This is a genomic window from Nitratireductor lacus (assembly GCF_056431025.1).
Genome location: NZ_JBWKMB010000008.1, coordinates 33,630 through 46,560, shown reverse-complemented (window position 1 = coordinate 46,560; position 12,931 = coordinate 33,630). Strand labels below are relative to the sequence as shown.

General features: G+C 60.6%; 13 protein-coding genes. 10 read left to right on the top strand and 3 right to left on the bottom strand.

What is annotated here, in order from left to right:
- Window positions 1-35: 35 nt before the first annotated feature.
- Window positions 36-365 carry a DMT family transporter gene (locus AC07E3_RS08445; RefSeq protein WP_065817504.1) on the top strand — a complete coding sequence of 110 codons (330 nt, stop codon included), beginning with the start codon at window positions 36-38 and terminating at the stop codon, window positions 363-365.
- Between the two features lie 6 nt (window positions 366-371).
- On the opposite strand, the gene AC07E3_RS08440 is transcribed toward AC07E3_RS08445, so the two are convergent.
- From AC07E3_RS08440 to AC07E3_RS08430, 3 genes are all read right to left on the bottom strand, one after another.
- Window positions 372-1,499, bottom strand: a complete 1,128-nt coding sequence (locus tag AC07E3_RS08440; protein WP_478361327.1) for a GNAT family N-acetyltransferase — start codon at window positions 1,497-1,499, stop codon at window positions 372-374.
- Between the two features lie 131 nt (window positions 1,500-1,630).
- Window positions 1,631-2,341: a glycerophosphodiester phosphodiesterase gene (locus AC07E3_RS08435; RefSeq protein ID WP_478361167.1), complete on the bottom strand. Its 711-nt coding sequence runs from the start codon at window positions 2,339-2,341 to the stop codon at window positions 1,631-1,633.
- Entirely contained in the window at window positions 2,341-2,808 is a 468-nt protein-coding gene (locus AC07E3_RS08430) for a RidA family protein (RefSeq protein WP_336064903.1), read from the bottom strand. Before AC07E3_RS08430 ends, AC07E3_RS08435 begins: the two co-directional genes overlap by 1 nt.
- A gap of 232 nt (window positions 2,809-3,040) precedes the next feature.
- Here AC07E3_RS08430 and AC07E3_RS08425 point away from each other — a divergent pair, with 232 nt between their 5' ends.
- The 9 genes from AC07E3_RS08425 to bamA all read left to right on the top strand — a co-directional run bounded on the left by AC07E3_RS08425 (window position 3,041) and on the right by bamA (window position 12,896).
- Entirely contained in the window at window positions 3,041-3,874 is an 834-nt protein-coding gene (locus AC07E3_RS08425; RefSeq protein ID WP_336064901.1) for a cell envelope integrity EipB family protein, read from the top strand.
- Between the two features lie 162 nt (window positions 3,875-4,036).
- Window positions 4,037-4,831 carry a 30S ribosomal protein S2 gene (rpsB, locus tag AC07E3_RS08420; RefSeq protein WP_336064899.1) on the top strand — a complete coding sequence of 265 codons (795 nt, stop codon included), beginning with the start codon at window positions 4,037-4,039 and terminating at the stop codon, window positions 4,829-4,831.
- A 103-nt stretch (window positions 4,832-4,934) separates the two neighbouring features.
- Window positions 4,935-5,858, top strand: coding sequence for a translation elongation factor Ts (gene tsf, locus AC07E3_RS08415; RefSeq protein WP_065817498.1), 924 nt, complete (start codon window positions 4,935-4,937; stop codon window positions 5,856-5,858).
- 91 nt (window positions 5,859-5,949) lie between these two features.
- On the top strand, window positions 5,950-6,696 hold the full coding sequence (pyrH, locus tag AC07E3_RS08410) for a UMP kinase (protein ID WP_065817497.1): 747 nt from the start codon (window positions 5,950-5,952) through the stop codon (window positions 6,694-6,696).
- A 12-nt stretch (window positions 6,697-6,708) separates the two neighbouring features.
- The gene (frr, locus tag AC07E3_RS08405) at window positions 6,709-7,269 is read left to right on the top strand and encodes a ribosome recycling factor (protein WP_065817755.1); all 561 of its coding nucleotides are present in this window, start codon (window positions 6,709-6,711) and stop codon (window positions 7,267-7,269) included.
- Window positions 7,270-7,439: 170 nt separating this feature from the next.
- On the top strand, window positions 7,440-8,129 hold the full coding sequence (locus AC07E3_RS08400; RefSeq protein WP_418792882.1) for an isoprenyl transferase: 690 nt from the start codon (window positions 7,440-7,442) through the stop codon (window positions 8,127-8,129).
- On the top strand, window positions 8,126-8,983 hold the full coding sequence (locus tag AC07E3_RS08395) for a phosphatidate cytidylyltransferase (protein WP_065817496.1): 858 nt from the start codon (window positions 8,126-8,128) through the stop codon (window positions 8,981-8,983). The genes AC07E3_RS08400 and AC07E3_RS08395 overlap by 4 nt, the downstream gene beginning before the upstream one ends.
- 194 nt (window positions 8,984-9,177) lie before the next feature.
- Window positions 9,178-10,317, top strand: coding sequence for an RIP metalloprotease RseP (gene rseP / locus AC07E3_RS08390; protein ID WP_478361164.1), 1,140 nt, complete (start codon window positions 9,178-9,180; stop codon window positions 10,315-10,317).
- A 215-nt stretch (window positions 10,318-10,532) separates the two neighbouring features.
- The gene (gene bamA, locus AC07E3_RS08385) at window positions 10,533-12,896 is read left to right on the top strand and encodes an outer membrane protein assembly factor BamA (protein ID WP_478361162.1); all 2,364 of its coding nucleotides are present in this window, start codon (window positions 10,533-10,535) and stop codon (window positions 12,894-12,896) included.
- The last annotated feature ends 35 nt before the right edge of the window (window positions 12,897-12,931 follow it).

Here is a 12,931-nt window from a genome sequence, read left to right as displayed (position 1 = left end):
GAGCGATTCGTCGCGTTATCCAGAAGGTTCAGACCGTGACCTATCTTTATTTGATCGTTGCCATTCTGTTCGAGGTGGTGGCGACGACGGCACTCAAGCAGACCGAGGGGTTCACGCGCCTCATGCCGTCGCTGGTCACGCTTATCGGCTATGCAGTTGCCTTCTTTTTCCTTTCGCTGACGCTGCGCACCATGTCGGTCGGCATCGTCTACGCGCTTTGGTCGGGTGCCGGCATCGTGTTCATCACCGCCATCGGCTGGCTCTGGTTTCAGCAGGCGCTCGACGCTCCGGCGCTTCTCGGGGTGGGGCTCATCATCGCCGGTGTTCTGGTGATCAATCTCTTTTCGAAATCAGTCATGCACTGAAACCCGTCAGCCTTTGCGGAACGGTGTATGGGCCTCCAGCATGCGGCTGATTTCCGCCACGTCGCGGCGTTCCATTTCCAGATATTGCGCCACCGCACGCCGCAGGCCGGGGTGGGGAATGTAATGGGCTGAGCGGGTGGTAACGGGCTCATAGCCGCGAGCGAGCTTGTGTTCGCCCTGCGCGCCGGCCTCCACGCGCGTCAGTCCGCGCGCAATGGCAAACTCGATTGCCTGATGGTAGCAGACCTCGAAATGCAGGAAGGGGTGATGTTCGACGCAGCCCCAGTTTCGGCCGAACAACGTGTCTGAGCCAATGAAATTGATCGCACCGGCAATGTAGCGGCCATTCCTGCGGGCCATGACGAGCAGGATGTCGTCGGCCATCCGCTCGCCAATCAGGGAGAAGAACCGGCGGTTGAGATAGGGCCGTCCCCATTTGCGGCTGCCGGTGTCGGCGTAGAAACTGAAGAAGTCGTCCCAGACGGATTCTGTCAGGTCCGGTCCCGTCAGCCAGTCGATTTCGATACCGTTTTCGAGCGCGGTACGACGCTCCTTCTTCAGCGCCTTGCGCTTGCGTGAAGCGAGCGTGGCAAGAAAGTCGTCGTAGCGGCCATAGTCACGATTGAAAAAATGAAACTGCTGGTCGGTGCGCATCAGAAACCCCGCGCGGTTCAGCGCGGCGATGTCGTCGTCTGTCGCGAAGGTGACATGCGCCGAGGAAACGCCCAGCCGGTCCGTCAGGGTCTTGATTCCTTCCGCCAGCGCCTCGCGCACGGCGCCGGAAGACGCTCCCTCGCGCACAAGAAGGCGCGGACCGCTCGCCGGTGTGAAGGGTATCGACACCTGCAGTTTTGGGTAATAGCGCCCGCCGGCACGCTCGAAGGCATCCGCCCAGCCATGATCGAAGACATATTCGCCCTGGCTGTGAGATTTGAGATAGCACGGCACCGCTCCCAGAAGCGCGCCATCTGCCGCGCGTAGAAAAAGATGCTGTCCAAGCCACCCGCTTTCGCGCACCGCGCATCCACTGTCTGCCAGGCTCGAAAGAAACGCGTATGAAACGAATGGGTTGTAGGGTGACCCCGTCCCGCCCCGATGCGCCCCGGAAAGAGCGGCCCAGTCAGCCTCTGGCATATCGGCGAGTGACGGCGAGACCGTCAGCGTCACGTCGCCCGACATTGGCGTGTTCCTTTCTGTTCCGGTCATAGAGCATAACTAAGCGTCCGCCGGGTGCCGCTTCAAGAGGTTGCGAACGCTTGGCGCAATCAGGGTGTGAAACCTTCGAACGTCATCTGGTCGGCATAAGCGAAGGTGCGCTTGACGGCCTCGCGGTCCCGCACCGTCCATGTGATGACAGGCATGGAGAGGCGTTCGCGCACGAATGCGACAAACGGGTTCGGCAGCTCTTTTACCGCGTAGGAGACGAAAGAGATGTCATGCGCCAGCATGGAAAAATGCGCTTCCATGGCCTCGGGCGAGGTGCCTTCGGCCGTCAGGCCGCACGGTAGTCCGGGTGCCCGTCGGGCAAACTGGCGCACCAGCCGATGCTCGAACGACATGAGTGCCACGGGCCCCGAATACCCCTCAAGCGTCTCAGCAACACGGGCAACGAGCGCGTCGTCATGGCCCTCGGAGCCCTTGAGCTCAATCACCAGCGGCACGCGACCGGCCACCAGGTCCAGCATTTCACGAAGGGTCGGCACATGGGCGGCGGTATCGCCGACCTTCAGCGCGCTCATTTCCGCCGCCGTCTTTCCGGCAATCGTCCCGTCCTGACCCGTCAGACGGCGCAGTGCATGATCGTGAAAGACCATGGGCACCCCGTCGGATGACAGATGCACATCGCATTCGATGGAATAGCCGGCATCGGCCGCTGCCTCGAAAGCCGGGAGCGTGTTCTCCCAGCGCGTATTGTTCATGTCATGAAGACCGCGATGCGCGATGGGCCGTGCCGTCAGCCAGTCGAGATCGGGCATTACTCGGCAACCTCGATGATGGCATCGATCTCGACGGGTGCGTTCATCGGCAGCGATGCCATGCCGACGGCTGCGCGTGCATGACGTCCGCGATCTCCAAGCGCCGCCACGAGGAAATCCGAAGCGCCGTTGGCGACCAGGTGCTGGTCGGTGAAGTCCGGGGTCGAGGCGACATAGACGGAGATGCGCACCACGCGCTTGATCCGCTCCAGATCGCCGAGGGCGGCACGCGCCTGTGCCAGCACATTGACCGTGCACCATTTGGCCGCGAGCTTGCCGGCTTCGGTTCCCAGTTCACGCCCCAGAAGGCCCATGGCCATCAGCTTGCCGTCCTTGATGGGGAGCTGTCCTGAGGTCATCAGCAGCGGGCCGGTCTGGACATAAGGCACATAGTTTGCAACCGGCGCTGCCGCTTCGGGCAGTTCGACACCCAGTTCCAGCAGTCTTTTCTCGATTTTACGTGCCATCTTGCTCTCCCGGCATTTCAAAGGATTCTTGACGCGGCAACTCCGCCGCGTAGGCGAAACTAAACGTCAGTTGCAACACTTTCGCAATCGAATCTGCGCTCAAGGGGGAATGTGCCGCAGCGGCAGAGGTTGCATATTTGCCTCGCTTCCGCCACGACTCTCGTTCAAACGGGAACCATCCAGACGGTCACGACACGCTGCGACCGTAAAAGCCGAATTCCGGAGGTCGTTCATGCGCTCATCGCGCCTATTTGCCTTGGCCCTGTTCTTCGTTCCGGTTGCCGGGCCGGGCGTTGCCCTGGCCGCACCAAAACTGCTGCCGCATCGGGCCGTTTACGACCTCTCTCTGGAACAGGCGAGCGACCGTTCCGGCATCAACGGCATTACCGGGCGCATGGTCTACGAGTTCGCCGGATCCTCATGTGAGGGCTACACGACCACCTTCCGCTTCGTCATGCGGCTTGAAACGGACGAGGCATCGCGGCTTTCCGATCAGCAGACATCCACCTATGAGGACGGCAACGGAAAGGTCTTCCAGTTCGTCAACAAGATGTATCTCGACAACGCGCTCGACCGGGAAGTGAAGGGTGTGGCCCGCCTCGGCGACGGCGAAACACTTGTGGAACTTTCCAAACCCGAACGTCGCAGCGAGACGCTTGAGAAGACGCAGTTCCCGGTTCAGCACATGAAAGAGGTGCTGGCAAAGGCCGAATCCGGCGGCGGGTTTTACCAGACCACGCTTTATGACAGCTCCGAGGATGCTGACCGCGTGATGATCACCTCTGTGACGATCGGCAGACCGAAACCGATGGGAGAGGGCGAAGCGGAACGTTCGGCCGCCGCGCCGCTCGGGACCCAGTCTTACTGGCCGGTGAGCATTGCCTATTTCGATCCGACACAGGAGCGCGGCGAGGCTTTGCCGGATTACGAGATCAGCTTCCTGTTGCACGAAAGCGGGGTCACGCGCAGCCTCGACATGAATTATGGCGAGTTCTCGATTCGCGGCCAGCTTGTCGATCTGACCATGTTCGATGAGACAAAAGAGGGGCGCGATTGCGCCGATTAGGCCCATTCGCCGGCCAAACGCTTGCAATCTGCGCCATAAGCTTCTATATGCGCGCGCATTCCACACACGGATCTTGGTTCCGGTCGGGAGACATCCGGCCAGCGCCTCCGGTGGCGGTTTCCGCCTGACGGTCCGTGGAGGTTCAACCGGAAAGGATAACGAATGGCACTGCCCGATATCAGCATGCGCCAGCTTCTGGAAGCTGGTGTTCACTTTGGTCACCAGACCCACCGCTGGAACCCGAAGATGTCCAATTACATCTTTGGCGCCCGCAACAATGTTCACATCATCGACTTGAGCCAGACCGTGCCGCTGCTGCACCAGGCGCTGAAGGCCGTCTCCGACACCGTCGCCAAGGGCGGCCGCATCCTGTTCGTCGGCACCAAGCGCCAGGCGTCCGAGATCGTTGCTGATTCTGCCAGGCGCTCGGCACAGTATTATGTGAATGCGCGCTGGCTCGGCGGCATGCTGACCAACTGGAAGACGATCTCCAACTCGATCCAGCGTCTGCGCAAGCTCGACGAACTGCTCGCTTCCGATGCTCAGGGCTTCACCAAGAAAGAGCGCCTGAACCTTGAGCGCGAACGCGAGAAGCTCGACCGTGCCCTCGGTGGCATCCGCGACATGGGCTCCACGCCGGACCTGATGTTCGTGATCGACACCAACAAGGAAGCGATTGCCGTCCAGGAGGCCAAGCGCCTCGGCATTCCGGTTGTCGCCATTGTCGATTCGAACTGCGATCCGGACGTTGTCGACTACCCGATCCCGGGCAACGACGATGCCGCACGTGCGCTCGCTCTTTATTGCGACCTGGTTGCCAAGGCGGCAATCGACGGCATTGAGCGCCAGCAGGGTGCACTCGGCCTCGATATCGGCGAAGCAGTCGAGGCACCGGCAGAACCGGCTCTCGACGATGAAGCCGCAGCGCCGGCAGCGGAAGAAAACAAGGACGCCTGATAAGCGCCGTTCCGAAAATGCGGGGCTCGAGCCCCGCGGCGGCCGCGCGGCACACAGGAAGCTACGCGGCCGTTTTTGTTAGAAGATTGATGAAGAGGCGACGATGAGCATTACAGCAGCAATGGTCAAGGAACTGCGCGAGAAGAGCGGCGCAGGCATGATGGACTGCAAGACGGCCCTGACCGAGAACAATGGCGACATGGAAGCAGCCATGGACTGGCTGCGCAAGAAGGGCATCGCCAAGGCCGACAAGAAGGCCGGCCGCACGGCTGCCGAAGGCCTGATCGGTGTTGCATCCGACGCAAACAGCGCCGTTGTCGTCGAGGTCAATTCCGAGACCGACTTCGTTGCCCGCAATGACGCCTTTCAGGCACTGGTCAGCAACATTGCGGCCGTTGCGCTCGGCACCGACGGTTCCATCGACGCTGTCGCGTCCGCGACCTATCCCGCGACCGGCAAATCCGTTGCCGACACGGTGAAAGACGCCATCGGCACGATCGGTGAAAACATGACGCTGCGCCGCTCGGCGAAGCTTTCCGTGGAGAACGGTGCGGTCGCAAGCTACGTCCACAACGCCGTGACCGACGGTCTTGGCAAGCTTGGCGTCCTGGTGGCGATCGAGACGACCGGCAATGCCGACGCTGCCCGCGCCTTTGGCCGTCAGGTCGCCATGCATGTCGCCGCGACCAACCCGCTGGCTCTGACCGAGGCTGATGTCGACCCGGCAGCGGTTGCCCGTGAGAAGGACATTTTCTCCGACCAGGCCCGCCAGTCGGGCAAGCCGGAAAACATCATCGAGAAGATGGTCGAAGGCCGTCTGCGCAAATTCTTCGAGGAGGTTGTCCTCCTGAAGCAGGCTTTCGTGATGAACCCGGACCTGACGGTCGAGAAGGCGCTGGCCGAAGCCGAGAAGGAAATCGGCGCTCCGGCAAAGATCGTCGGCTTTGTCCGTTTCGCACTCGGCGAGGGTGTCGAGCGCGAAGAGACCGACTTCGCGGCTGAAGTGGCTGCTGCCGCAAAGTCGTAAGACGGGCGAATAACTGTTTGAAGACAAAGGGCGCCGCGTGACAACGCGGCGCCCTTCGTGTAACGCAGGGTCAAATTTGGAGACTTTAAAGATGACCGAGAAACGCTATCGGCGCGTTGTCCTGAAGGCATCCGGCGAAGCCCTTATGGGCGAGCAGGGGTTCGGCATCGATGTTTCGGTCGTCGACCGCATCGCCCGCGACATTCTGGAAGCGCGCAGGATTGGCGTCGAGGTCGGCGTGGTTATCGGCGGCGGCAATATTTTCCGCGGCGTTGCCGTGGCCTCCAAGGGCGGCGACCGGGTGACCGGGGACCACATGGGCATGCTTGCAACCGTCATCAACTCACTGGCGCTGCGCACCTCGCTGGTGAAGATGGGGGTTGATGCGGTGGTGATGTCGGCCATCGCCATGCCGGAGCTTTGCGAAAGCTTTTCCCAGCGCCAGGCTACGAGCTATATGAATGCCGGCAAGGTGGTGATTTTCGCTGGCGGCACCGGCAATCCGTTCTTCACCACGGATTCGGCGGCGGCACTAAGGGCTGCCGAGATCGGCGCCGATGCGCTTTTCAAGGGAACGCAGGTCGACGGCGTCTATTCCGCCGATCCGCGCAAGGATCCGGATGCGACGCGCTACGAGCGCCTGAGCCACGCGCAGGTGATCCGCGATGGGCTGGCCATCATGGATACTGCCGCGATTGCTCTTGCGCGTGAGAACCACATTCCGATAATCGTTTTCTCGATTCACGAAGAGGGCGGATTTAACGCCATCTTGAAAGGCGGCGGGCATTGCACCATCGTGTCCGATGACGCCGAACCAGAACAGCGTGCCGGTGCGTAAGGAGATTTAATGATGGCCGACGGCGTTGATTTCAAAGACCTCAAGCGGCGTATGGACGGGGCGACGAGCGCTTTCCAGCATGATCTTGCTTCGCTGAGAACGGGCCGTGCTTCGGCCAACCTTCTGGATCCGGTTCAGGTGGAAGCCTATGGCGCGGCAATGCCGATCAACCAGGTGGCGACGGTTTCCGTGCCGGAGCCGCGCATGATCTCCGTTGCGGTCTGGGACCAGAGCATGGTCAACGCAGTGGACAAGGCGATCCGCGAATCGAATCTCGGTTTCAATCCGATCGTCGATGGCTCGACCCTGCGTATTCCCTTGCCGGAGCTCAATGAGGAGCGGCGCAAGGAACTGGTGAAGATCGCGCATCAGTATGCCGAGAATGCCAAGGTTGCAGCGCGCCATGTGCGTCGCGACGGCATGGAACACCTCAAAAAGGCCGAAAAGGATGGCGACATAAGCCAGGACGAACTGCACACGCAGTCCGACCAGGTTCAGAAGATGACGGATGAGACGATTTCGGCCATCGACAAGCTTCTGGTCGCCAAGGAAGCCGAAATCATGCAGGTCTAGATCGTCGTGCGTCCATCCGGACGAACAAAGGACGATCTAAACCATTGATGGAGCATCGGAATAGTCCGAAAGCCGGATTCCACTTTAAGGTCCGATGCTCCAGCCACCGGGGCGATGCTCAAGAGGTGAGGGGAGACTGCCAGTTGAAGCCGGCGCATGTAGCCATCATCATGGACGGAAACGGTCGCTGGGCCGAAGCGCGGGGTCTGCCGCGCCGGGCCGGGCACCGTGCCGGCGTGGAGGCGCTGCGCAATGCCGTGCGTTCGGCTGGCGAACTGGGCATCAACTGGCTCACCGTCTACGCCTTTTCGTCTGAAAACTGGTCGCGGCCGCGATCCGAGGTCAACGACCTCATGGGGCTTTTGCGGCTTTTCATTCGGCGCGACCTGGCCGAACTGCATCAGAATGGCGTTCGCGTCCGCATCATCGGCGACCGCGAAAACCTGGAAAACGACATCAGGTCGCTGTTGCTCGAGGCCGAGAACCTGACGGCGGAAAACACCAGCATGAACCTGGTGATCGCCTTCAACTACGGGGCGCGCGACGAGATATTGAGGGCGGCGAAGGCTCTGATGCACGACGTGCAGTCCGGTAGAATCGGAGCCGACGCCGTCGATCTCGATTCGTTCGGCGGGTACCTCGACACAGCCGGCATTCCCGATCCCGATCTGATCATCCGCACGAGCGGCGAGCAGCGCCTGTCGAATTTCCTGCTTTGGCAGGCGGCTTATGCCGAATTTGTTTTTCTGCCGTGCCACTGGCCGGATTTCGGCCGCGCCGATCTGGAAACAGCCATCGCCACCTTCAATGCCCGCGAGCGCCGCTTCGGCGGCGTCGGAGCGCGCGAAGCCGTCCTATGAGCGGGCGTGGGGAGGAGGGGGCGCCGGCGCCCCGCCCAAAGCGCAGCAATCTGCAATTGCGGATCATCTCGGCGATTGTTCTGGGTTTCGCCGTTCTCTTGATCACCTATCTTGGCGGGTTGCCTTTTCGTTTGATGTCTGCGGCCATGGCCGGCGCGATTTTTTATGAATGGTGCGCCATGCGCCCCGGTCCCGGCGTGCATACGGCTATTGCCGGTGCGCTCCTGGCCGGGGTCATGCTTGTGATGATTCTCGGCCAGCCCGCGACGATCCTGTTTCTTGTCCTTGCTGCCGCACTTCTCGTGCTTGCCCTGCATGGCTGGATGTCGGGTTCCGGGCTGGGAACGGCTGCAGGTCTCGCCTATGCGGCCGCCCCCGCGCTGGCGCTCGTGCATTTGCGCGCCGATGACCAGTCGGGACTGTTTGCGATCCTGTTTCTGTTCGCTGTCGTGTGGACCACCGATGTCATGGCCTACTTCACCGGACGCACTCTCGGCGGAGCGAAACTCGCGCCTTCCATTTCCCCCGGAAAGACGTGGAGCGGCGCTGTCGGCGGCACGGTGTTTGCCGTTCTAGCCGGTGCAGCCTTTGCGTTTCATGAGAGTGCGGTCCACGGCGTGTTGCTGATTGCCCTGATCGCGCTCGTGCTCGCCGTGATTTCTCAGATCGGCGATCTTTTCGAATCGGCCCTGAAGCGGCGCAGCGGGGTGAAGGATTCCAGCAATCTCATCCCCGGTCATGGCGGCGTTATGGATCGCGTGGACGGGCTGATGGCGGCTGCACTCGCCCTCTATCTGCTGGCTGCTCTTTTCGGCGGGGCGGAATCTCCGGCTCACGCCCTTTTCAACTTTTGAGGAAACCGTAACCATTTGCCTTGGATCGGCCGCGATGGCATGGAGTGTGGAGAAGTCGGGATTCGGGAGGCTCCTCTGCGGCGCGCGACCGTGTTAACCGGCAACTTATTGGAACAATGCAGCGGACCTTCTGAAAGTCGTAAGGATCTTCCAGATTGAAGCGCTGAAGCACACCGTGATCGAATGAGAAAGACGTGATCGATTTTCTTGCCTCCATCTTCAGCACGAACGGCCTGCTGGTCGGGACGATCATCCCGTTCCTGTTCGTTCTGACCGTGGTCGTCTTCGTTCATGAAATGGGACACTATCTCGTCGGTCGTTGGTGCGGCATTGGCGTGAAGGCGTTTTCGATCGGTTTCGGGCCAGAGCTTTTCGGTTTCAACGACCGGCACGGTACGCGCTGGAAACTGTCGGCCATACCGCTTGGCGGATATGTGAAGTTCACCGGCGACATGTCGGTCACCAGCACGCCCGACCCCGAATCAACCGGGCATTTGTCGCCGGAAGAGCTGCGGGTCGCCTTCCACACCCAGCCGGTCTGGAAGCGCGCGGCGACGGTGTTTGCCGGTCCGTTCTTCAATTTTCTTCTGACCATTGCCGTGTTCGCGGTCATGTTTGCTGGCTTCGGTCGGTATGTCATGGAGCCGATGGTCGCTGAAGTGCGACCGGATACGCCTGCGGCCATCGCCGGATTTCAGCCCGGCGACCGGTTTGTCTCCGTCGATGGCACCCAGGTGCGCACCTTCGGCGATGTCCAGCGTATCGTTTCAGGGCGCGCAGGCGATGAATTGGCCTTCATTGTTCGCCGGGGCGAAGAGGAAGTGGTCCTGAAAGCCACGCCTGAGCTTCTCGAACAGAAGGATGCCCTGGGCAACACAGTGCGGATTGGCGTGATCGGTGTCGTCAACGATCAGGAGATGGGCCAGCCCCGCCTGATCGAGTTCGGTCCCATCGAGGCGCTCGGTGAAGCGGTGCGTGAAACCGGCTATGTGATCTACCGCACCGGCCAGTTTCTCAAGCGCTTCGTGGCCGGCCGGGAAGACCGCTGCCAGCTTGGCGGCCCGGTCAAGATCGCAGACATGGCCGGAAAGGCCGCGCAACTCGGGTTCGAATGGCTGGTGCAACTTGTTGCATTATTGTCAGTCGGGATAGGCGTTCTTAATCTTTTGCCCATTCCCCCCCTTGATGGCGGGCATCTGGTGTTCTACGCCATAGAAGCTGTGATGCGCCGTCCCGTGTCCGAGAGGGTCATGGACGCGGTTTACCGTGTTGGTCTGTTCGCCGTTCTCGCATTCATGGGGTTTGTTTTTTGGAACGACCTGTTTGGGTGCTAGGGAGGCTCGGGAAGGCAAAATGTGTAAAAATTGAGACGATATTTACCATGGCTTCGATTTTGGCGTGACGCGAATGCCACTAAGCGGTGGTTCGTAAACGCAAATTAACCAGAAGGCTTGCGTGTAGGGAAAATCTGGCTATTAGGTTAGCTGCTTTGCAAGATTGTTCCTATTTCTCGCTGCGGGGACAAAGAGAATAGAGGTTTTCAGGCCCAATGAAGGCATCTTCGAGCTTTAAGAACGCCGTTTCGGCAGTGGCCCTTTCGGCGGGGTTGGCGATGACGGGGACAATCGCCGTCGAGCTTGCCACGATAGAGGCGGCCGAGGCCGCTACGGTCAGCCGTATCGAGGTGCGTGGAAACCGCCGCGTCGACGCGGAAACCATTCGCAATTATATCAGCATCCGCCCGGGACGTTCGTTTTCGCAGGACGATGTGAATGATGCCGTCAAACGCCTGTTTGCCACCGGCCTTTTCGCTGATGTTTCGATCAGCCAGTCGGGCGGGGCGCTGATCGTCACGGTCGACGAGTACTCGATCGTCAACCAGGTGATTTTCCAGGGCAACAAGAAGATCAAGGACGCCAACCTGGCGCGCGCCGTCCAGCTGCAGCCACGCAAGTCCTTCTCCAATCAGGCGCTTCAGGCTGACGAGGAGACCATTCGTGAAGCCTATCGGCGCATCGGCCGCGATGACGCGACCGTCAGCAGCCGCACGCAGGAACTCGAGGATGGCCGCGTCAACGTCATCTTCGAGGTACAGGAAGGCGGACGTACGAAGATTGCCGCGATCAATTTCGTCGGTAACAACGCATTCCGTGATGGTCGTCTGAAGGATGTGATTTCGACGAAACAGTCGAATTTCCTTTCCTTCCTGCTGCGCAACGACATCTATGACGACAACCGTCTGCGCGCGGACGAAGAGACCCTGCGTCGCTTCTACTACAATCGTGGCTATGCCGATTTCCGCGTCATTTCAGCGACGGCCGATCTCGACGAAACCGAGAACGCCTACACACTCACCTTCACGGTGGAAGAGGGCGAGCGCTATCGCTTTGGCAATATCGGCATCGAGAGCACGATTTCCGGCATCGATCCGGAGACCCTGCGCTCGCAGGTCGAAACCCGTCAGGGCAGCGTCTACAGCGCGAAGAATGTTGAAGATTCCATCATCGCCCTGACCGAGCACGTCGCCGGCATGGGCTATGCCTTCGCGCAGGTCACGCCGCGCGGCAACCGCAATTTCGAAACCCGCGAGATCGATGTCGTCTATTCGATCGATGAGGGACCGCGCGCCTATATCCAGCGCATCGAAATCCGCGGCAACCAGCGCACCCGCGACTATGTGATCCGCCGCGAATTCGACCTGAGCGAAGGCGATGCCTTCAACCAGGTTCTGGTGCAGCGTGCCAAGCGTCGCCTTGAAGCGCTCAACTTCTTCCAGACGGTCAACATCTCGACCGTGCCGGGATCGCAGCCCGATCAGGTTGTCCTGGTGGTTGATGTGGTCGAGAAGTCGACGGGTGAATTCTCCATCGGCGCCGGTTATTCGACCAGCGGCGGTGTCGACAGCAGCGGTGGCTTCTCCGTGGAAGGCTCCGTCACGGAGCGCAACTTCCTTGGTCGCGGTCAGTATGTCCGCGTTGCTGCCGGCGGCGGCAAGAACTCGCGCGATTACTCGTTCTCGTTCACCGAGCCATACTTCCTCGGTCGCCGCATCTCGGCAGGTTTCGACGTCTATCGCCGCACCCGCAAGTTCGACGACAAGTATGAGCGCGACACGACGGGTGCGACGGTCCGCTTCGGTCTTCCGATCACCGAGGCGCTGTCCACACAGCTCGCCTACAACCTCTCCCAGGAGGAATATACGGGCATCGGCGTTTGCGTAGACCCGACCTCCGCCACGTGTAACCTCGCTCCGGCGCTCGTCGAAGCGATCGGTCAGGAGAAGTGGATCAAGTCGTCGGTCAGCGGTTCGCTGATCTACAACACGATCGACGACATGAAGAACCCGCATTCGGGTCTTTATGCGAACCTGACGCTCGAGGTTGCCGGTCTCGGTGGCGATGCCAAGTTCGTCAAGGCCACCGCGCGCAGCACCTATTACCACACGCTGTCGGAAGAGCTTGATCTGGTCGGCCTGTTCACGGTCGGCGCCGGTCACATTCAGGCGCTTGATGGCGATCTTCGCGTGTTCGATCATTTCTCGAGCAGCGACCGCATCATTCGCGGCTTTGACTACAACGGCATTGGCCCCTATCAGAAGTCTTCCGGTTCGGGCATCGATCACATCGGCGGCAAGACCTATTTCAACGCTTCCGCCGAAGCCCAGTTCCCGTTCCCGATCCTGCCCGAGAGCTTCGGCCTTCGCGGCGCGGTCTTCGCCGATGCCGCCACGCTCTACGGCAGCGATGTTGCCGGCGCGATCGGAACCGATCTGCAGTGGCGCGCCTCCGTGGGCGCCGGTCTGATCTGGGCGTCGCCCTTCGGTCCGCTGCGTGTTGACTATGCCTACCCCGTCCTGAAGGAAGAGTCGGACGACGTGGAGCATTTCAACTTCGGTATTTCGACACGCTTCTAGCCGTTGCGTGTTGCTGGAGCAGTTCCGTTTAGCCC